This window comes from Mesorhizobium sp. P2_D6, assembly GCF_056404315.1.
Map to the genome: position 1 here is coordinate 474,681 of NZ_JBFUEG010000001.1, position 20,855 is coordinate 495,535.

The window sequence follows — 20,855 nt, forward strand, 5'->3', positions numbered from 1 at the left end:
TGGAGACATCCAATCCTGGGTTGTGGTAAGTTCCACGCCGTCGCAGGGCTGAGAGCAGGACTCCGCCCCAGTGCAAACCGTCAAGCCGGCTGTCGGACAGGGTCAAGGTGTTGCTTTTCTTACCTTAAGTAAGCTATGGAGTCGCCGGGTTTTGGGAGACTTACGAGTATGCGTTACAATTGGGAGCGGGCTCCGACGGCGTTCGAACGCCATCGGAAAGCACTGGCAGCCGCTATATTGATTGCAGGTGGCGTCGGCCTCATGCTGGCGGCCTTGCCGCTTTAAGAGCTGATGTCCGACACCAGCCTCACGGGGCGCATAAGCCGTTGCTGCCTGCCGCAAGGCAGGCCGCGGCTCATCGTACGTACCCCGTCACGGCGATGAAGCGGCGGTCGCGTCCCTCAAAACCCTGGCTGAAACGCTGCACCAGCACAGCCAGCACGGCCGGTTTGCCGGGCGGCGTGTATTTGTAGGATTCCGACAGGCTGTAGGAGGTCGGGCAGTTGCGCGAGCCGGGCACAGTCTTGTCCTCGTGCAGCACCTTGAACGGCTTGCCGTCCTGCCCCTGCAGCGACAGGCGGAAGCCGAGCGCCTTGCCCGTCTTGTCACCTTGAAGCGCCTTGTCACCTTGAAGTGCCTTGTCGCCGTGCTGGTCGTCCGGCTTTGCATCGTCGAAGCTTGCCGAGCAATCCGTCTTGCTGTCGGCCAGTATCTCATCGAGCTGAATGGTCGAAATCCCTGTTTCATCGTAGAACGGCGACAGCCATTTCTGTCCGGCTTGCTCGAGGCGGACGATGTCGTTGTACTCGACCGTGTCGTCCGGGAAGGTGAACCTGTCAAAAGCCGTGCGCTTACCGCGCGCGGCGATGGCATGTTGGGCCAGGATGGGCGCGGCCTGCTTTGCCGCCTGCGCCCGTGCCTGGTCCAACGTCATCGTCGCCTGTTCCGATAGATCGACGATAAGAATCGGCTTGCCATCGACGAATTCGTCGGTGCGAGTGTCGATGATCTCGATCTCCGAGTAACCTGAATCGGACGCTCCGGCGTCGAGCGTGCCATATTGTTCGAAGGCAAAATAATTGCCGTCGGGCGAGAAGCCGATGATGCGCCGGGCCGCGGCATCGCCGGCCTGGGCGGCGGAAACAGTCATCAACAACAGCACTGCCAGGCTGGCAGATCCAAGCCCGTATCGCGACGTCATTGCGCCCTGCCCCGATTTCAACTCGATTTATGGTGCCTGCAATTTGTGACCATGGCGAGATCGGTTATACAGCAAACTGGGGGGCATGGCCGGGAAAGCCGGCATAGGCTATTGCAAGACGGCAAACTTGCCTGGGGAGGAATGGATGGCGTCACGCTACCACGAGGTCTATGACGGCTGGAAACGCGACCCCGAAAAATTCTGGGCCGATGCCGCCGAGGCGATCGACTGGTATTCGCCGTGGACCAGCGTGTTCGATGCCAGTGCGGGCGTTTACGGGCGCTGGTTCAACGGCGCCACCTGCAACACCTGCTACAACGCCATCGACCGCCATGTTGCCGGCGGCCGCGCCGACCAGATCGCGCTGATCCATGACAGCGCCATCACCGGCACGGTCAAGAAATTCACCTATGCCGAGTTGAAGCGCGAAGTGGTGGCGCTGACGTCGGTGCTGAAGAACCGCGGCATCGTCAAGGGCGACCGCGTCATCATCTACATGCCGATGGTGGCCGAAGCGGCGATCGCCATGCTCGCCTGCGCCCGCATCGGAGCGGTGCATTCGGTGGTGTTCGGGGGCTTTGCCTCGCACGAGCTTGCCACCCGCATCGACGACGCCAAGCCGAAGCTGATCATTTCGGCGTCGTGCGGCCTGGAGCCCGGACGCGTCGTCGCCTACAAGCCGCTGCTCGACAAGGCGATCGAGATGTCGCGGCACAAGCCGGACGCCTGCCTGATCCTGCAGCGCGACCAGCTGCGCTGCGAGCTAAAAGACCATTACGACATGGATTTAGCCGACGCGGTTGCGCGCGAGCGCGCCGCAGGCGCCAATGTCGACTGCGTTCCGGTGCTCGCCACCGACCCGCTCTACATCATTTACACTTCCGGTACGACCGGCCAGCCAAAGGGTATCGTGCGCGACAATGGCGGCCACATGGTCGCGCTGAAATGGACGATGGAAAACGAGTTCGGCGTCAAACCGGGCGAAGTGTTCTGGGCGGCCTCCGATGTCGGCTGGGTGGTCGGCCATTCCTACATCGTCTACGGGCCGCTGCTGCATGGCGCGACAAGCGTGCTGTTCGAGGGCAAGCCGATCGGCACACCCGACGCCGGCACTTATTGGCGAGTAATTGCCGAGCATGGGGTCGTCGCGCTGTTCACCGCGCCGACCGCCTTCCGCGCCATCAAGGGGCAGGACCCCAAGGGCGAGTTCGTTGCGAAATACGATTTGTCGAAGTTCCGCACGCTGTTCCTCGCCGGCGAGCGCGCCGACCCCGAAACCATCAAATGGGCGGAACAGAAACTCAATGTGCCGGTGGTCGACCATTGGTGGCAGACCGAGACGGGATCGCCAATGACCATCAATCCGGCGGGCCTCGGCCTGCTGCCGGTGAAATACGGCTCGCCCGGCGTGCCGATGCCGGGCTACGACATCCGGGTGCTCGACGATGCCGGCCATGAAGTGCCGCGCGGGACGCTCGGGAATGTGGTGGTGAAACTGCCGCTGCCGGCCGGCTGCCTGCCGACGCTGTGGAACGCCGACGCCCGCTTCCGGCAGGCCTATCTTGAGGAGTTCCCCGGCTACTACAAGACCGCCGACGCCGGCATGATCGACGAGGACGGCTATCTTTATGTCATGGCGCGCACCGACGACATCATCAATGTCGCCGGCCACCGGCTGTCGACCGGCGCCATGGAAGAGGTGCTTTCAGCGCATCCCGATGTCGCCGAATGCGCTGTCATCGGCATCGCCGACGCCATGAAAGGCCAAGTGCCGCTCGGCTTCGTCGTGCTCAATGCCGGCGTCGCCCGCGATGCCGCTGCCATCGAAAGCGAGGTGGTGGGGCTGGTGCGCGAACGGATCGGTCCGGTCGCCGCTTTCAAGACGGTGGTGACGATCAAGCGGCTGCCCAAGACGCGCTCCGGCAAGATCCTGCGCGGCACCATGCAGAAGATCGCCGACAAGGAAGAATGGACGATGCCGGCGACCATCGACGATCCCGTCATCCTCGACGAGATCACCGTGGCGCTCAAGGCCCGAGGCATCGGGATCTGACCACTCGCACTGCGGGGGCCGAGCCGGCACAGAGGCGTGGTGGCGATCGGCTGAGCCACGGATCCGGCTGCTGCTCGACCACAAGGCGGTCTGATCGCCAGGCCTTGAGGCCCGCGGCGAAAGCAGCCGCCGTTATGGAATTTCCAACGCCTGCCATGTATCCACGGGTTTGCGGCGCGTCACAAAGGCGCGCCAGTGGAAACGAAACCCGATTTTTGGCAGGCATCGAGCCCAGTGGCCTTGTTTCAGCGATCCAGACCCCCTCGGCCGGCGCCGCGCGAGCGCCTGGAAATGGATATGGAGGATACCGTCGTCTACGCGATCGGCGACGTGCATGGCTGCTACAAGGAATTGCTGTCGCTGGAGGAGAAGATCGCGCTCGACGGGCTGCAATTTCGCGGGCGCAAGATCATCGTCATGCTTGGCGACTACATCGATCGCGGGCCGCAATCGGCGCGCGTGCTAGATCATCTGCTGGCGCCGTCGCCGAAAGGGTTTTTGCGCGTCTGCCTGGCGGGAAACCATGAAGTGGCGATGCTGAACTATCTCGACGGCTATCTGTCGCGGGACAGCTGGCTGGCGGTCGGCGGCCGCGAGACGATGTTTTCCTACGGCGTCGACCCGGAGCGACTCAGCAGCCTCTATGCATCCAGCGACGAGGTCGACAGGCGCATAAGGGAGGTCATCCCCGTCGATCATATCGACTTCCTGCGTAGCCTGCCGGTGTTGCTCTGTTCGGAGAAATTCGTGTTCGTCCATGCCGGCATCAGGCCGGGCATCGACCTTGTGGCGCAAGACGAGCAGGATCTGCTCAACATCCGCGACGAGTTCTTCGACGCCGCCCATCTGCTCGACCGCTTTGTTGTGCACGGGCACACGCCGGTCGACATCCCCCGGCTCGACGGACGACGGCTCGACATCGACACCGGCGCCTTTCACACTGGCCGGCTGACCGCCGTCAGGATCGCCGGCAAGTACGGCCGGCTGCTGTCGTCAGGGAATCAAGGGCAAGTGCCTTAGCCAGAGCAATTCCGGGAAAGTGTGAGCGGTCTTCCCGGAGAAGGCTCGTAGCGTTTTCCCGAAGGGAATTGCGTAAAAACAAAGAGATAGCGCGGTTCGGGACCCTAATCGGCCAAGAGAACCCTCCCCGGAACCTGCTGCTAGGAAGTCTCTGGGGAGGCTTTGCCCACCCGGCGGCCCGGATGCACCAAGGCGTGTGAACGCGAGCCGCCTGTTGGAGTGACGGAGGCTTTGCCTCCGCCTGTCCGTTACAGTTCAGATTCAGCCGTTCACCAGGGCTGGCCGTCGCCAAACGACCAGTCCTCTTTGTCGACGAAGACCATGTTGATCATGATGTCGTCTGCACGGACGGCCAGCTTGGTTTTCAGCTCGTCGGCGATGAACCGGTAGAAGGCGAACTTAGTGTCTCTCTCGTTTCCGACGGTGCTGGTTACCTGGATCAGCATGAAGTCAGGGGACCGACTGAATCCGAGGAATTTGGGATCGTAGATCAGATTGTCAGATGTGTGCTCCCCGACGACGACGAAGCGGTCACCGTCGGGCGCCTTGAGGATATCGATGATGCCCCTGTAGACGATATCGGCCACGGCGGCGCGGTACTCGGGGGTTTTACCTTGGATCAGATCGATGCGTGCGAACGGCATTGTGGCCTCCTTCAGGTTGGGTTTCGGATTAAGCTTCGGTCGAGGGAGTAAGTGTTCAGGACTGGTTATCGATCTCGGGCACGCCACTGTTCCGGTCGGCATAGGCGGCCAGAAAGGCCGGCCGGCGCTGCCAGCGCTGCCACAAGGCATCGATGTGCTCGAAGCGCTCATCGAGCGGGGTGGCGTTCACCGGAAATTTCGAGAAGGCGATCGCGGTCGCCATCGTAATATCCGAGAAGGTCGGTTGTTCCCCGCCCAGCAACCACTCGCGGCCATCGGCCAGATGGCGATCGACAAGCGCGGCGTGAGCCAGCGCCACCTTGCGGGAATGCTCGCCCCACGCCGGATTGCTGGTCAGTTCCAGCTTTGGCCCGAGCCCCTGGTGCAGCACATGGAAGGCCGTGACGATGGGATACAGGATATGCACCCAAACGCGGTTGTCCCACATTTGGTCGAGGCCGCGCTCATGGGGCGTCGAGCCCATGATCTTGCGGCCCTCGAAGGTGTCATCGAGATAGCGCGCGATGGCGGAGGTCTCGCTCAGGAAGGAACCGTCCGCGAGCGCCAAGGTCGGGGTCTCGCCCCATTGGTTCATCTTGAGGTGTTTCCAGCCGCGCTGCTCGCCGACCGGCGACATGTCGTAGATCGTTTCATTGAACCGATCGGCGATGCCTTTCTCGTGCATGAAAATGCGCAAACGCTGCGGGTTGGGAAAGGCCGAGGGAGAGGTGAAGAGCTTGAGCTTGTCGGTCATGGCGCATCTCGCTTTGTGCTGGCAAGTCACCTGCCTGCCAGATGACAGGTAGACATTTACGACTCAAAACTTGCCCCGTCAACCCCTATCTGTCATATGGTAGGTAACATTCGAATATGGCGAGAACGATGAAAGAGAATGCAAAGGAAGCAATCCTGATGGCCGCGCGGGAAGCAGCGATGGCCTACGGCTATGGCGGCATAAATTTCCGCGATCTGGCGCAGACCGTGGGCATCAAGGCCGCCAGCATAAACTACTATTTCGCCAACAAGGCCGCGCTCGGCGAGGCGGTTGCGAAGCGTTATTGGGAAGATATCGCCCGCGACCTGGACGCGATTTCGGTTGCGGCTCAAAGCCCGATTGCCGCCTTACGGAGTTATCCGGACATTTTCCGAGCGTCGCTTGAGCGCGACAACCGGATCTGCCTCAGCAGTTTCATGGCGACCGAATATGACGAACTTCCCGAAGCGGTGCTGAAGGAGGTTCAGGCTTTTGCTGACGTTAATGTCGCTTGGCTGAGCAAGGAGCTGACGGCTGCAAAGGTGGTCAAGCCCGAGGAGAGTGAGGCAAGAGCTCGTGCGATTTACGCGGCTGTCGCAGGTGCTCAAATCGTCGCGCGGAGTCGCTCGAATATCTCGCTCTTTGACTCGCTGATCGAGAGCTATCGTTCGGCGGGTCTTTTGCCAGGATAAGCAAGGCTCCCGCCCGAGCGTCCGGTGTTGGCTCCGCCCGACGGTTCGCGTCAAGAGCGGCTGCGAGCACCTCCCGCAGGAAGGCGCGCGAGGCGGATCGGCCTTGCGGCAAGTTCCCCCCAAACCGAATTTCAGAAGGTCGGCTTAGCGGGTAGTGGCTGTGGCGACACATCCGGGTAGGGTTTTCGCACAGCCTGCCCCGCACCGCCGTCATAGCGCGAGCACGGTTTCGCTGCTCTCAGGTCGGCGCAAGCTCGGCCTCAGGGGTGGTGCCATAGGACAGCAGGTCGCCTTGCCAGTTGCTGCGCTTTAGGAACTTCTCCCATGTCAATGCATGCGGATCGATTTTACGGCTCCAAGTCAAGTCGCGCTCGGGAGCGAAATAGCCATATTCGACGGCGTACTCGTTCATGCCCACCAACTCGCGCACGAAAGGCTCGTTGGCAGCAAACATCGGAAAGTGGCGCAACAAGTCTTCGCGCGAGTACGCGGAGGCGTAGCGCGCCGGCTGTCCGGTGACGCGCACAAACGTGTTCACCATTTCCTGCGGCGAGATAAGCTCGCCGATAACCGGCAGGGCTTTGCCAGCGTATTGCGCCGGGTGATCGAACATCTCGCGCACCGCTGGTCCGGCCGCGGTGAGCGGATCACAGAACGGCATGGGGGCGTCCGGCGGCAAGTATATGGCGAACGTTGTGCCGTCCTTCCCGCGTTGAGGTACGTAGTATTCCAGGAAGTTGGTGTAGAAAAACGCCAGGTACACGAACGAGCTGCGAACGGGCAAGGAGCGAATATAGTCCTCTACCCTCGCCTTGTCCGTGAAGTGCGGCGCCCACTTGGTGCCGCCAGTGCGCGCTCTGACGTTTTCGAGCGAGCTGAAAACCACATGTTCGACGCCAGCGGCCACCGCCGCATCGGCCAACTCCTTGCCGAGGGCAAACTCGGGTTCCTCTGGCTCCACCGTGACAATGTTCGGCGTCATCAAGTACGCACCGGCCGAGCCTTTCAGAGCCTCGGTTAGCTCGGCCTGCCTGCCGATTTCAAGGGGGGCCACCACGACTTCGGCACCCTTTCGCGCCAAGGCTTGCGCGGGCTGGCTATCGAGGCGCCGAGTCAGGGCGCGTACCCGGTAGCGCCCACTATCGAGCAGGGCATCGGCGACACTGCGGCCTTGCTTACTCGAGGCACCGACAATAGTGATCAAGGGCTTATCGGCTTGGGTCATGCTATTTCTCCTAGTCTTGAGGGCGTAGACTGTTTCCGATCGTTCCCCATCAGAGCCCGCTAAAGCAGTCAGCGCGACGAGGTCTGTCCTAGACCACGAAGTTTCGGCTGCTCCGAGCTATATTTGAAATCGTATAAATGTTAGGCTACTATCCATTCCATGGATACCAAGCGCTTGGACCTCAATCTGTTGGTTACCCTGGAGACGCTGCTGGTCGAGCGGAACGTCACGAAGGCGGCTGCCCGACTGCACCTGAGCCAGCCAGCGGTAAGCGCCCAGCTAAACCGTCTCAGGCATGAGTTCGATGACCTACTGCTAATCCCTGCCCAGCGGGGGATGACGCCGACGGTCAAAGCAATGGAGTTGCTCGATCCGTTGCGCCAAGCCCTTGATCAAGTTCGCGCCACGGTCGCCTCGCACAGGAACTTCGATCCGAAGAAGGCCAAGCTGACCTTCGCAATCGCTTGTACGGATTATCTGCAAGCGGCAGTGGTCAAGCCGCTCGTTATGGAACTCCGTACGCGAGCGCCCGGTGTTCGCGTCGCGATACGCAATCTGGACGTGCCGCAGATGGAAGCGCAGATGGCACGCGGTGATGTGGATTTGGCACTCATGACGCCGCAAGCGGCCCCGTCAGGTCTTCGCACTCGGCATCTGTTCGATGAGCGCTATGTGCTCATCGGCCGTCGGAAGCATCCGCAGCTGCGGGATGGAATCACAGTCGCTGAATTTGCTAAGCTGGAGCAAGTGATCGTATCCTTGGACGGCGGCGGCTTCGTGACGCCGGTGGACAGTGCTTTGGCAGCTCTCGGACACAGGCGTAACGTGGTGCTCTCTGCGGCTTCGTTCCTGCTTGTCCCCGAGATCGTGTCTCACTCCGACTTCGTGGCGCTGGTCCCGGAACGGCTGGTACGCGGCTCAGCCGACCAGCTTGAAGTGATAGACTGTCCATTTCCCGTTGAAGGCTTTGCGGTGGGAATGGTGTGGCATGAGCGCAGTCACGGGCACAGCGGCCAACGCTGGATCCGTGAGACTATTGTCTCGCTTATCGCGCATCGATCCTCGTCTCAGGTGCGCGAAACTCACAGCCAGAGCATTTGACCGTTTCACGGAAACGGCGAATTGCTCTATCTCTTTGTTTTCACGCAATTCCCTTCGGGAAAGCGCTACGCGCTTTCTCCGGGAAAACCGCTCACACTTTCCTGGAATTGCTCTAGGCGGCCGTCTTCGACCGCAGGTCCGATTTCTCCAGATAGTAGGTCGAATAGCGGTCGAAGAATTTCTCCGAGCCACCGAGCGAACCGTATTTCGCCAGCTTCTTCAGGTCGACCTTGTTGAGCACGGCGCCGACAATCTTGTTGGCAACATAGGGCTCCTGTTCCAGCAGCGAGCGCACCATGGCGCGCGGTGTGCGGCCCCATTCGGCGACCAGCACGAAACCGTCGACCAGCGGCGCGAAGGCCTTGGCGTCGACCACGGGGCCGAGCGGCGGCAGGTCGACGACGATGTACTCGAACGTTTCCTTGGCGTTGTCGACGAAGCGCCGCATGCCGGCCGACGAAAGCAGCTCGCTGGTGTGCGAGAACTGGCCGCGCAGCACGGCCGGGATGATCGCCAGTTTGGTCTGGCGGTCGACCTTTCCGACCGACTGCCAGGTCTGGCCGTTGACCACGGCTTCCATCAGTCCTTGTTCGGCCTCCATGCCGAGGTTGCGGCTGAGCCCCGGATTGCGCAGATCGGCGTCGATCAAAAGGGTTTTCGAGCCGTTGGCGGCAAGCAATCCGGCCAGATTGGCGGCGACCGTCGACTTGCCCTCGCCAGGCAGGATCGAGATCACGCCGATGACCCGGCTGCCTTGCCCTTCCATGACGACGTCGAAGGCGATCTTGGCGTTGCGCAGCGTTTCGGAAAACATCGAGGCCGGCGCATCAACGCTGACCCGCATGCGCGCCCGTTTCTCGGCCGCCGACAAGGTGTTGGTGCCTTTGGCATCCGCCGCACCCTCATCGGCATCCTTGCTCAGCCTGCCGCCGATCGTCGGCAGATAACCCAGGAATTTGAGGCCGACGCGATCGCGAACGTCCTCGCCGGTCCTGAAGAACCGCTCGTTGAACTCGTTCAGGCCGCCAAAGCCGGCGCCGAGCAGCACGCCAAGCACCAGCGCAAGCGCCAACACCCTGGAGGTGCGCGGGCTCGAGGCGGAAAGCGGTGCTGACGCATCCGAGATGATGCGGACCTTGCCGACCGGGAAGGACTGCTGCTGCGAGGCTTCCTCATAGCGGCCGAGGAAAGTCTGGTAGAGCGTGGTCAGCGCCTGCGCCTGCTGGTCGAGTTCGCGCAGCTTGACTTGGCTCTGGTTGTCGACGGAGCTCTTGCCGGCGGCGTCGGCGATCTTCTGCCTCAACGCCGTCTCGCGCGACAGAGCCACTTCATATTCGTTGCGATAGCTTTCGGTCAGCTGCTTCAATTCGCCGAAAATCTGTGTCGACAGATCGGCCTTCTCCTTGGCCAGCGCCACGGCTTGCGGATGCTCGGCGCCGAAATTGGCCGTCACGTCCTGCAGCCGCTTGGCGACCGTGAGATAGCGGGTCTTGAGCGTTGCAATGACCGAGCTCGCCGGCTGGTCGCTCGATATGGCGGAATCGTTGAAGGCGTTGTCGGAACCGCTTTCGACGATGGCCTTGTATTGCTGGTAGCGGGCGCCGGCGCGCGCCGTATCGGCCTGCGCGACGATCAGTTGGGCGGTGAGGTCGGCGATCTGCTTGTCGCTGATCAGCTGGCCGTCACTGTTGGCGGCTAGGCCGTGCTCGGACCTGAACTTCTCGACCGCGAGCGACGCTGCCTGCGAGTTTTGCCGAAGTTCGGTCAGCCGGCCCTGCAGCCAAACCGCCGCGCGCTCGGTGGCGTCGAAGCTGGCGTTGAGCTGGTCGGCGAGATAGGCGTCGGCATAGGCCTTGGTGATGGCGGTGGCCAGCGCCGGATTTGTCGATTGGTAACCGATGGCAATCACATAGCTGCGGCCGGTGCGCTGTGCCAGCACCTCGCTCTGCAGCTTCAGCACGGCATAGTCATGGCGCGCCGTCTGCATCATCGCCTGGCGCGTCGCTTCATCGACATTTTCCATGCCGGGAATCTGGTCGGCGGAACTTGAGCGGAAATAGCCGACCACGCCGCGCACGAAGCCGATGCCCTTGGCAAGGGCTGATTGCGGCGGGTTCATGAATTCTGCGTTCTGGTCAAGCTTCAGCTTGTCGACCACCACTGAGGCCAGCCGCGCCGAGTTGATGATTTCGATCTGGCTGAGAAGGGCGGCGTCGGTCTGCATGGTGACGGATGTAGCCGAGATGTCGTCGACCACCTTGTTCAGGCCTTCGTCGATCAGCACGCTGGCGACCGACATGTATTGCTTGGGCGTGGTCTGCAGATAAAGCACGCCCATGAACAGGCCGATGATGGCGCAGACCGCCACCACCTTGACCTGCCGCGCCGCCATGCCAAGCAGGCGCTCGACGTCGATGAAATCTTCACCCTTTTCCTGATCGGTGTTGGGCAATGGCATCCTCTTGTCGAGAGGAAAGCTGGCATAATTCATCTTCGGTCCAATTCTAGGTTACAGGCGCCGGAGCGAGACGGGCTTCTCGCCCGAAGCTGCGGAGATCGGGGGCGAGATATGCAACGCAAGCTTCGTGCCATCTGGCGCCGGGCCTGAAGGGCCAGGCGCGCAAGCATGGGCTGCGCCATCATCCAAACGCATATGCCCTCGAAAGATGGGCATTATGCGGCCACTTCCTGACGCTCATGCGACCGCACGAACGCCTGCAGCATTTCCAGCACCGGCCCCTTCATGTCGTCGCGCGCCAGCGCGAAGGCGATAGTGGCCTCTATGAAGCCTTCCTTGGAGCCGCAGTCGAACATGCGGCCGTTGAAGGGCTGGGCGTAGAAAGACTGGCTTTTCGACAGGCGGACCATGGCGTCGGTAAGCTGGATTTCGTTGCCGGCGCCGCGCTGCTGGTTGCCGAGCAGTGAGAATATCTCGGGCTGCAGGATGTAGCGGCCGTTGATGTAGTAATTCGACGGCGCGTTGGCCGGCGCCGGCTTTTCCACCATCGCCGTCACCTCGAAGCCGCCGCCGGCCTCAGCGCCCCGGCCGACAATGCCGTATTTGCTGGTCTCAGACGGGTCGCAGCGTTCAACGGCGATGACGTTGCCGCCGGTCTGCTGATAGAGATCGACGGTTTCGGCCAGGCAGCCGCGGCTGCCGAACGACACCATGTCGGGAAGCAGGAGCGCAAACGGCTCGTCGCCGATGACTTCGCGCGCGCACCACACCGCATGGCCGAGGCCCTGCGGCGACTGCTGGCGGATGAAGCTGGTCGCGCCGGCCACCGGCAGCATGCTTTCGAGCGCCTCCAGCTGGGTCTTCTTGCCGGTCTGCTCAAGCGTTCCGATCAGTTCAGGATGCAGGTCGAAATAGTCCTCGATGACAGCCTTGTTGCGGCCGGTGACGAACACGATGTGCTCGATGCCGGCTTCGAAAGCCTCGTCCACGGCATATTGGACGACGGGCCGGTCGACCACGGGCAGCATTTCCTTGGGCATCGATTTGGTCGCCGGCAGGAACCGTGTTCCGAGCCCCGCCACCGGGATGACTGCCTTCCTGACTTTCTGCATCTGGTATTCCTTCTGAGAGAAAAGATTTCTACCTATCGCCGGCCGATTCATAGTTGGAGCATGATCTCCGGACAAAACGGGAACCGTTTTGTCCGAGAAAACCGGTTCCCACTTTTCGGGATCATGCTCTGGCCCGCATGCTTCATCTCCCCGTCCCCACGGCAAACTGTGCCGCAACCCTCCGCAGCCGGACAGCGATCGGCATCGACATATGCCTGACAGCTGCCGGATCACTTAGCGCGGTGCGTATCGCCTTCAACGGCGAGCGCGCCTTGATGTGCTGGACCAGCGACAGGAATGATGCCGCCTTGCGCAGGCTGCAGGCGCGCCTGGCGAAGGCGGCCGCGGCAGCCGCGTCCATGGAATTGGTCTCCGCGAAGACCGCATCGGCCTTGCGCATCGCCTCGACATGGTGAAGTTCGAGCACACGCGAGATCGAGCCTGTGCGGATGTGGTAGATATAGCCGGTCGTCGGCTCGACCACGCATTTGCCGCCCTTGGCCAGCGCGTTGGCGAGCAGGATGTAATCCTCGCCGATGCTCAGATTTTCATCATAGCGGAGCCCGTTTTCGGTCAGGAAGCGGCGCTGGAAGATAGGCTTGAGGTAGCCAAGATTGAACGTGGATTCGAAAACGATGTTGCCGGCGATGTAGTCGGCGAGCGTGATCTCACGCAGGCCTTCCAGATATTCGGCGGGAAACATCGTCGCTTCGGCAACGCCGTCCTCGCGCACCACCTGGAGGTTGTCGACGGCGATCACAGCGCCTGCCTTTTCCGCCCGCGCGATCATGGCGGAAAGCCGCCCGGGAAGGACGGCATCGTCGGAATCGAGCACCGCGACCCAGCGGCCGGAAGCCAGTTCGAGCCCGGCATTCCTGGCGCCGCCCGGACCGCGGTTTGCGGGCAATGCGACGACGCGGACGGTGTCCTGCGGGTAGGCTCTTGCGACGTCGAGCGTGTTGTCGCGCGACTGGTCGTCGACGACGATGATTTCGACGCTCACATCGCGCTGGGCCATGGCGCTGACGATCGCCCGGTCAAGCGTGGCCGCGGCATTGTAGGCGGCGATGACAAAGGAGACGTCAGGCTGCACGCTTGCCTCCCTGCTGCGGGGATGGCAGGCCGTATTGGCGGATCTCGCTAATACCGACCAGGCCGCTGACGACGCCGACATGCATGATGCCGCGCAGCACGCTGCGGTTGCGTCGGACCGGGCTGATCGCCGTCAGTGCCGCCATGCCGAAACAGTAGGCGGCCTTGGCCGAGGCAAGGCCGACGTCCTTCACGCGTCTGGCAGCACCGGCATTTTGCCCGATGAGGTGGCCATGTGTCTGGCCGAAGCGGAAGCGGCGGCGGCGCAGCCAGTCGAACGCCGCACGGGCGGAAGGCACTACTTCCTCGACCCAGGCTTCCGGCGCGAAGGCGATGCGGCCACCGTCCCTGACCATTCGATCGAAGAATTCGGTGTCCTCGCCGCCGCTTTGGCCGCGCGCCAGGCTAAAACGCCGGTCGCGCAGGCTGTCGGCGCCCATTCTGAGCAGCACGTTGCAGGTGTAGCCGGTGCGGATTTCGCCCTGCACCCAGACCGGGAAGGTCGAATGGAAATCGCCCTTGCGCATCCAGCCCGGCGCGTCCGCGCGGTAGAGCGCCCGCACCGGACCGAGCACGGCCTCGGCGCCGCTCGTCTCGGCGGTGGCGACCAGCTCGGCAAGCCATTGCGCGGAGGCGGTTTCGTCATCGTCGATGAAGGCGACAAAATCCGCCGTGCTGGTGTCGAGACAGGCGTTGCGGGCGACCGAGATGTTGCGTGCCGGGGCGTGCCGGTAGCGGACTAGCAGCTTCAATTCCCGCGCCAGCTCGGTCACCAGCGACTCGGCGGTCGGCTCGTCGTCATTGTCGGCAACGATGACGCCGATGCCGAAGCCGGCAGGCATGTTCATGGCAGCAAGCGAGCGCAGCGTGTCGGCCAGTTCCGGCCGGCGAAACGTGCAGACGCAAATATCGATGCGGCGATCCCTCGAGGCCATGCTCATGACGCCACCTTGCGCTGCGATCCCGCCCCGAGCAGTTGCAGCCAAAACCCGACCGACCAGCCGAAATGCATGACCATCGCCGAAATGCCGGTCAGCACATTGTTGGGGTTGCGCTGGGCAATCGCGGTCCACACGCCATAGCCGAGACACACCGAGGCCCAGACCAGCAGCGGCACCGCCGCCAGCCAGTGGATGAAGGAAAATGCCGCGAGAAGAACGACCGGCGCCACCAGCAGCGGGATCATCTGCCGTACCTTCGGGATCATGCGATGCTTGAGCACATTCTTGGCGCGGCCGCGGCCATAGCCGAGATATTGGAAATACAGGCTCTTCAGCGAGGAACGTGGATAGTAGACCATCTGCGTCTTGCCGCTCATCCAGATGCGATAACCGGCCTGGCGCAGCCGGTAGTCGAGCTCGGCATCCTCATTGTGGCTGAAGGTCTCGTCATAGCCACCGACCGCGGTGAAGGCTGAAATCCGGATCAGCGCGTGATGGCCGTGATCGACCCATTCGCCGGCCGAGAGGTGCCTGTGCTTGGAGCCGCCGGTGCCCAATTTGGAATTCTGCGCCGCCGCGACCGCTTTCTGCACCACGCCGCTGCCGCTGGTCAGCATCGAGACGACGACCGAATCGGCTGATGTGGCCAGCGCCTCCTCGACCAGCCGGTCGCAATAATCGGCGGGATAGCCGCCATGGGCGTCGATGCGGATCAGATATTCGGCGCCGGCGCCGTAGCTGGCGACGGCGAGGTTGATCGCGGCGCTCTGGATGCGCTCTGGGTTGTGCAGGAGGATGACCTGAGCGTCCTTGGCCGCAACCGCCTCTACGATGGCCAAAGTGCCGTCGGTGCTGCCGCCATCGGCAACGACGATGCGGGCGCCGAGCCTTGCGGCGGCTGGCTGCAACTGCTCGAGCAATGCACCGATATGCGTCGCCTCGTTCAGGCACGGGATAACGATCAGGCTTGGCGGAAGCGCTTTCGTTTGCGTCATCGGTGCCTTCCCGCGCCCTGTATTTTTGTCATCGCCAATCATCCCTAAGCCAGTGCCTCGGTGACGAAGGAGCCGGGTGAAACCACCAGGCCGCGCAGCCGGTCGACAAAAGCGCGGCAGTCGCTGCGGTCGTAGCTCCATGTCCTCGGATTGCGGGCCAGAACTCGCGCCTTGGCCTTGCCGAAACGCTCCTGGTCCATGCGGCCGAGCGCGGTTTCCAGCGTCTGCGGCGTGGCGTCGGACAGCAGGACGCCAATGTCCTGCTGGTTGAGGAAGCGCCCGGTCTCGGTGTTGCCCATCGAGATCGGCACGGCGCCGAAGCGGCAGCCCTCATAGAGACGGTTGGGCAGCAGCCATTCCGAATTCTGCCCTTCCTCGAAGAAGTCGATGGCCCAGGAGAAATGCACTTCGCCGTAGATCGCCGCCATGTCCTCCGGGTTGCGGTAGGGGCCGCGGAAAGAGAGATAGGGCTCGGCTTCGACAAAAGCGTGGAAATCCGGGAATTCCGACAGTGCCGGACGGCCCCGCAGGACGACCTCGAAGCGCCCGCCTTGGCGGCGGGTGAAATCGGCCAGCAGCTCGAGCGAGCGGCGGCAGCGCAGCGCGCCGAACCAGCCAATGCGCCATGGCGGCGCGACAGGGTTTTCGGCCTTCAGGCGATCGTCCGTGGAGATCGGCGCGATTTCGAAATATTTGTTTTCGACCAGCTCCACCGGCGCCGCGACTTGCCCGAACGGCTTGAAATAGTTGGCGATGAAGGCCGGCGAGCTGGTCACCAGAAGCTTCACGTCGCGGGCGAGATATCGCTCCGCGGTGCGCAGCGCCCGGCCCAGCATGTCGTTGCGCAGCACCAGGCGGTGGATGTCGAGGCATTCGTAGACAATCGGCACGCCGCCGCGAAAGGCTGCCTTGGCACGTCTGGCCAGCGCCAGCATTTCCAGATTGCGCGCGATGATGAGATCGGGCTTCGGCATCGCCCCAAACTTCGAGCCTATCGACAGCGCCGCCTTGGCGACCGCCGCCATGCGCTGGCCGAATCGGCCGTCACGCGTCGCGCCAAGGTCGATCGGCTGCAGCCCCTCAACGTCGGGAACAGCATTTGTGGTCCGACGGAAGCCGGCCAATGTGACCCGCGCGCCGCCTGCCCTGAGCATTATGATCCGCCGGCGCACGGCCGGGTCGGAAACGTCGTGCACAAGGTACAAGACATGCAGCATGAAAACTCGACCGCTGTTGGCCCACCCATAGGAATGCTAACGCAGCTTTTGCTGCATCGCAACATTTTTGGTGCACCGTAGCAAAATTAGCCACCTCTACCGCGCCGCACAAATATATCGCCGGAAGTCGGTAGCGCGCAAAAAGTGGCTACCCAGGTGAGCCGCAGAAAATGGTACGACCTGCGGAGCCGGCAGTTTCGGGCAATTTTGCCCCGTGCGCGGCAAAATCGCGATCCGATCACGCCCACCACCAAAACTCCGATGTCGGTGATCGTGGTAAACCAATTGCTAATATTGTGTTGCACCGCAACAAAAAATGATGTTGAATTCACCCTAGGGAAGTTGGGGTTTTGAATTGGCTAGGGGATCCGCGCTGCATTCCGCTGCAGTGCGGGATGATGAGTGCATCGCAGCTCAGCTGCACTTTTGGAATAGCTTGCGAAGACCCCTGATGCCAACTGTTTAAATACGGGTGGGTGCTGTATGGGCAAGTCTCTTCGTATTGCCGTCTATGACGACAAGTATCCGACCAGTTTCGTTACGCCGCGAGCGTCCCGACATACGATCCTGCGACAGCGATTTCTGCCGTTCAACCTGGTCTCGTCGAAGCTGGAAGGTGTGACGCTGATCGAACCTGCTCTGTCCGTTGACATGGTGCATGCGTTCAACCGGATACCTGTCAATTCCTCGAAGTACATCATGTCATTCGAATCCCATTTGCCGCGACAGTTCGCGCTTCGCAAACGCGGGCTTATGGCGCGATACCTGGTCTCGCGGATCACGGACCCCGGCTGCCGCCGCATTATCGCCTTATCGCATTTTGCCCGCAGATGTTTTCTGGCCCAGCATGCCGGAAATCCGCAGCTAGACCTCCTGACCGCAAAGCTGATGGTTCGTCACCCGAATATCATCGTGCCCGCGGTTGAGGATGCGATGTCCCAAGACACTGCAGCGGAACTGGTGCTGACATTCGTCGGTGCCCATTTCGGCCGCAAGGGCGGATGTGTTGCGGTCAAAATCGCGGAAAAGGCGTTGGAGCAGAATTTGCCAATCCGGGTGAACATCGTTTCCAGTCTCCAGGTTGGCGGTCCCATATGGACAGACCCGACAGCTCCAGGGTTCTTCGACCCCTATCTCAAACTGCTCGGACTGAAGAATGTCCAACATCACGGGGTGCTGCCAAACCAGGCGGTGCGAAAATTGCTGCGCAATTCGCATTTCGGCATCCTCGCCACGTTCGGCGATACGTTTGGGTACTCTGCACTGGAATCGATGTCCGAGCACACTCCGGTTCTTGGGACGGGGGTCTGCGCTCTGCCGGAATTCCTCGAGGACGGCGTCAACGGGATTTCATTGCCAGTGAAGCTGAACGAGGTCGGTGATTGGTGGAACCCGGGATACGACTTCCGCGGCGACGCGAATTTTGCCCAATATTTCCGCGATGAAGTCGAGCGCCTTGCCTGCTTGGCCATTGACCGGTTGAAGACCTATATCGGCCACCCCGAACTGATGGCGCCGCTACGGCGCCAAGCCCGCAGGACGGCGGAAACCATGTTTGCGGCCGAACCCGCAGGCGCATTTCTCGATGCGCTTTACGATCGTGTTGCGCTAGAGCGCGCGACGGATCCGGCGCAACTCGATCCGGCTCTTGACGTTTCCTCTCCGCAATCCTTGCCGGCTGAATCCTTGCCGTCCGTATCATCGCCGTTTGTGCCTAATGAAAATACACGGGAGCAACCCCACCCTATCCCGACCGCCTCCGCGGCTTGAGCACCCGGGCACCGCTCCGAAAGTAGCGACCCCGGTTGCTTTGCTGTTGCGCATTGGCCCACCGATCGGAAGGGGGCGGTTTATTCCCGGACGGCGCGGCAAAGGAGAGCGAATTTGCTGCTTTGCAACATTTTTGGTGCAGTGCGGCGAAAAATTGCCATATCCTTGGTGCACGGCTCAATCATCAAGGTGGCACGTAAGCTGCTTCACGTCGAAGAGCCGCATCAAACGGCCGGCTTGAAGTCGCCGCCTAAAGGTTAAAGGCGCCAACGGAGGCCATGCATGAATTGCACACGCAGAAAACTCCTGGTGCTTCTGGCTGCCTCCACGGCAGTGCAGTCGGTTGCTGGACAGGCGCTGGCGGAGAGCATTGTGGCAGGAGCCGGGGACGCTGCCCTCGACAAGCTTCCCGACTGGTCGGCGGTCAAGCTCCAGCTCTGGAAATACACCAATCCCTTCGTGCCGTCGCAATGGAGCGAGCCCAAGCTCGGAGGCTATGACTGGAAGGCCGCGAACGTCAAAATCGTCGACGGCGCACTCCAGCTTAGCGTCAGCGAGAAAGCGTCCGCGGAGGTGATATCCGGCGGCAAGTCCGATTTTTCATCGGCAAGGTGGGAAGTGGACGTAACGCTCCCGACGATGAAGCCTGGGTTGATCGCAGCGCCGCTTTGGACATTCAACGACAAAGCCCATGAGGAAATCGATTTTGAGATCGTCGGCACGAAAGGGTTGCAGCTCACCGTCTGGGCGGACGTCGACAACCAGCACAAGAGCGTTTGGGTAAAATGGATCCTGCTTGGGGATCTGTCGGGCAAGCGATACCGCCTTGGCATAGAGTATGAGGCCGGGAAACGCGTTGCCTTCTTCATCGACGGGAAGGAAGCTGCTGTGGTTACGCCGGCTGACACCAACGGCGGCGCCTTTCCGAACCATCCCATGAAGCCATATTTCGACCTTTGGGTTGCGGCAGGCGCTGTCATGGACACACGCTGGGCCGGCAAATGGGAGCCAATGGCTGCTTCGGACAGATTGGTCATGACACTTCACGGTTACAGGCGAAGCGATATCGCCCCATGAGGGCAAGAAACCGGCAGCGAAAGCTGCTTATGTCGAATATCGAGCAGTTGGTCGTGCCGGTGCGACTTGATGCTGCATTGCAACATTTTCGGTGCGGCGTAGCAATGAGTGCACGTTTTTTGTTGCAGTGCAAAATTGATCCGCTAATCTCGGGCTTGCTTGAGTGCCGCTCGAGCCGTGCGTTGGCCATCAGCCCGGTGCAACGCCCTAAATCGTGACGCGGACCGCATCGGGATTGTCCTGGCGTGCAGCATTTTCGGTCACTACGCCCGTCTTGAGCACCGCTGGCCTGGCCGCGGGATTTGCTGACGAAATGAGGTAATTCCATGAAGATCGTCGTCGAAAACACAGTCTGCCTGAATACCGGGGATGCGGCGATTCTGCTGGCGATCCGCCACATTCTCAAGACGATCGTGCCGGGCAATTTGCGGTTCGCTGTGTTCGACAGCCAGCCCGAGGTTGCAGAAAGGCTCTATCCGAAGAAGGATTATCCGGACCTCGAATTTCACAAGCTGCTGTCGGAATCCCTGTTCCGATACAAGAATGGCAGCGGGCTGAAGGACCGGTTCAAGCCGATCTACAATCGGCTCGTTCTCCAGGCCCTGCGCTGGTTTGGCAACAGCAGCGCGCTTGGCACTTTTTTCAGCCAGGGCGACCGGCGCGGTCTCGACATTTACGCCGACGCGGACATGGTGGTCACGACAGGGGGAACCTATCTCGTCGAGAACTACAATCTCGAACGACGCCTCAATCAGTTCCGGCTTGATGCCATATTTGGCAAGGATCCGGTCTTCTTCACGCAATCCCTTGGCCCGTTCAACAAAAGTTACAACCGCCAGGAGCTTGGCCCGATCTTTGACCGCAGCCCGCTCATCCTGCTGCGCGATGAACGGTCGCGGACCCATATCCAGGATCTGGTGAAGGATCTCGGCAAGTGCCACGTGGTGGCCGATGCCGTATTCGCCCTGGCCGATACCGATAGGATCGGCAAGTCACTCGCTTCCAGCCAGCCGCCGGCGCCCACTGGCCGCGTCGCCATTTCCGTACGCCACTGGAACTACGTCAGCGACGGTGAAGGCGGCATGCGCCGCTATCTCGATTCGATCCGCGAGATCGCCACAATTCTTGTCAGGGACCTTGGCAAGGAGGTGACCTTTGTCTCCACGTGTCAGGGTGTGCCGGAATATGCCCATGACGATTCCAAGACCGCGCGGGCGATCGTCGCGGAGCTCGATCCTGAGATCGCCAGGCATGTGACCGTCGACGCAGCGTTCCACACGCCGGACCAGTTGATGGCGCTGGTGAAGGGCTTCGACTTCGTCGTCGCGACGCGCATGCACATGATGATCATGTCGCTTTGCGTCGGCACGCCGGTGCTGCCGATCGCCTATGAGTTCAAGACCAAGGAAGTGGCCAAGCGCATAGGTGTCGACGATGTGCTGCTCGACATCGACACCGTGACGCCCGCAGAGGCGCGCGAAAAGCTCGGCCGGTTTGCGGGAA

The 20,855-nt window shown here is 61.5% G+C and carries 16 protein-coding genes and 1 pseudogene; 7 read left to right on the forward strand and 10 right to left on the reverse strand.

The genetic code is table 11. The features are described from left to right. Positions 1 to 355 precede the first annotated feature (355 nt). Positions 356 to 1,201 carry a DUF2259 domain-containing protein gene (locus tag AC1D1L_RS02140; RefSeq protein ID WP_477338406.1) on the reverse strand — a complete coding sequence of 282 codons (846 nt, stop codon included), beginning with the start codon at positions 1,199 to 1,201 and terminating at the stop codon, positions 356 to 358. 145 nt (positions 1,202 to 1,346) lie between these two features. Between AC1D1L_RS02140 and AC1D1L_RS02145 the strand changes: the two genes are divergently transcribed. Then, positions 1,347 to 3,254: a propionyl-CoA synthetase gene (locus tag AC1D1L_RS02145; protein WP_477338408.1), complete on the forward strand. Its 1,908-nt coding sequence runs from the start codon at positions 1,347 to 1,349 to the stop codon at positions 3,252 to 3,254. 291 nt (positions 3,255 to 3,545) lie between these two features. Then, the gene (locus AC1D1L_RS02150) at positions 3,546 to 4,274 is read left to right on the forward strand and encodes a metallophosphoesterase family protein (RefSeq protein ID WP_477338410.1); all 729 of its coding nucleotides are present in this window, start codon (positions 3,546 to 3,548) and stop codon (positions 4,272 to 4,274) included. Positions 4,275 to 4,543: 269 nt separating this feature from the next. Here AC1D1L_RS02150 and AC1D1L_RS02155 read toward each other — a convergent pair whose 3' ends face one another. Beyond that, positions 4,544 to 4,918 carry a tautomerase family protein gene (locus tag AC1D1L_RS02155; RefSeq protein ID WP_477338412.1) on the reverse strand — a complete coding sequence of 125 codons (375 nt, stop codon included), beginning with the start codon at positions 4,916 to 4,918 and terminating at the stop codon, positions 4,544 to 4,546. A gap of 55 nt (positions 4,919 to 4,973) precedes the next feature. After that, positions 4,974 to 5,672, reverse strand: coding sequence for a glutathione S-transferase family protein (locus AC1D1L_RS02160; protein WP_477338414.1), 699 nt, complete (start codon positions 5,670 to 5,672; stop codon positions 4,974 to 4,976). A 128-nt stretch (positions 5,673 to 5,800) separates the two neighbouring features. Between AC1D1L_RS02160 and AC1D1L_RS02165 the strand changes: the two genes are divergently transcribed. After that, positions 5,801 to 6,364: a TetR/AcrR family transcriptional regulator gene (locus AC1D1L_RS02165; RefSeq protein WP_477338416.1), complete on the forward strand. Its 564-nt coding sequence runs from the start codon at positions 5,801 to 5,803 to the stop codon at positions 6,362 to 6,364. Positions 6,365 to 6,602: 238 nt separating this feature from the next. Here AC1D1L_RS02165 and AC1D1L_RS02170 read toward each other — a convergent pair whose 3' ends face one another. Next, positions 6,603 to 7,589 (reverse strand): NmrA/HSCARG family protein, encoded by a 987-nt coding sequence (locus AC1D1L_RS02170; RefSeq protein ID WP_477338418.1) that lies wholly within the window; start codon positions 7,587 to 7,589, stop codon positions 6,603 to 6,605. Positions 7,590 to 7,748: 159 nt separating this feature from the next. Between AC1D1L_RS02170 and AC1D1L_RS02175 the strand changes: the two genes are divergently transcribed. Further along, positions 7,749 to 8,690, forward strand: a complete 942-nt coding sequence (locus AC1D1L_RS02175; protein WP_477338420.1) for a LysR family transcriptional regulator — start codon at positions 7,749 to 7,751, stop codon at positions 8,688 to 8,690. Positions 8,691 to 8,802: 112 nt separating this feature from the next. Here the strand turns inward: AC1D1L_RS02175 and AC1D1L_RS02180 are convergent, their stop codons facing one another. The 6 genes from AC1D1L_RS02180 to AC1D1L_RS02205 form a co-directional block, all read right to left on the reverse strand. Beyond that, positions 8,803 to 11,181, reverse strand: a complete 2,379-nt coding sequence (locus AC1D1L_RS02180) for a polysaccharide biosynthesis tyrosine autokinase (protein WP_477338422.1) — start codon at positions 11,179 to 11,181, stop codon at positions 8,803 to 8,805. Between the two features lie 182 nt (positions 11,182 to 11,363). Further along, positions 11,364 to 12,260, reverse strand: coding sequence for a UTP--glucose-1-phosphate uridylyltransferase GalU (gene galU, locus AC1D1L_RS02185; protein ID WP_192249535.1), 897 nt, complete (start codon positions 12,258 to 12,260; stop codon positions 11,364 to 11,366). Positions 12,261 to 12,402: 142 nt separating this feature from the next. Further along, on the reverse strand, positions 12,403 to 13,353 hold the full coding sequence (locus AC1D1L_RS02190; protein ID WP_477338425.1) for a glycosyltransferase family 2 protein: 951 nt from the start codon (positions 13,351 to 13,353) through the stop codon (positions 12,403 to 12,405). Next, positions 13,343 to 14,293, reverse strand: a complete 951-nt coding sequence (locus AC1D1L_RS02195) for a glycosyltransferase family 2 protein (protein ID WP_477338427.1) — start codon at positions 14,291 to 14,293, stop codon at positions 13,343 to 13,345. The genes AC1D1L_RS02190 and AC1D1L_RS02195 overlap by 11 nt, the downstream gene beginning before the upstream one ends. Continuing rightward, positions 14,290 to 15,288, reverse strand: a complete 999-nt coding sequence (locus AC1D1L_RS02200; RefSeq protein ID WP_477338429.1) for a glycosyltransferase family 2 protein — start codon at positions 15,286 to 15,288, stop codon at positions 14,290 to 14,292. Before AC1D1L_RS02200 ends, AC1D1L_RS02195 begins: the two co-directional genes overlap by 4 nt. A gap of 44 nt (positions 15,289 to 15,332) precedes the next feature. Beyond that, positions 15,333 to 16,505, reverse strand: coding sequence for a glycosyltransferase (locus tag AC1D1L_RS02205; protein WP_352582257.1), 1,173 nt, complete (start codon positions 16,503 to 16,505; stop codon positions 15,333 to 15,335). Between the two features lie 483 nt (positions 16,506 to 16,988). Between AC1D1L_RS02205 and AC1D1L_RS02210 the strand changes: the two genes are divergently transcribed. The 3 genes and pseudogenes from AC1D1L_RS02210 to AC1D1L_RS02220 all read left to right on the forward strand — a co-directional run. Continuing rightward, positions 16,989 to 18,275 carry a glycosyltransferase family 4 protein gene (locus AC1D1L_RS02210; RefSeq protein WP_477338431.1) on the forward strand — a complete coding sequence of 429 codons (1,287 nt, stop codon included), beginning with the start codon at positions 16,989 to 16,991 and terminating at the stop codon, positions 18,273 to 18,275. 309 nt (positions 18,276 to 18,584) lie between these two features. Beyond that, the gene (locus tag AC1D1L_RS02215) at positions 18,585 to 19,352 is read left to right on the forward strand and encodes a family 16 glycosylhydrolase (RefSeq protein WP_477338433.1); all 768 of its coding nucleotides are present in this window, start codon (positions 18,585 to 18,587) and stop codon (positions 19,350 to 19,352) included. 326 nt (positions 19,353 to 19,678) lie between these two features. Next, positions 19,679 to 20,731 (forward strand): annotated as a pseudogene (locus AC1D1L_RS02220) (polysaccharide pyruvyl transferase family protein); the annotation flags it as partial. Positions 20,732 to 20,855 lie beyond the last annotated feature (124 nt).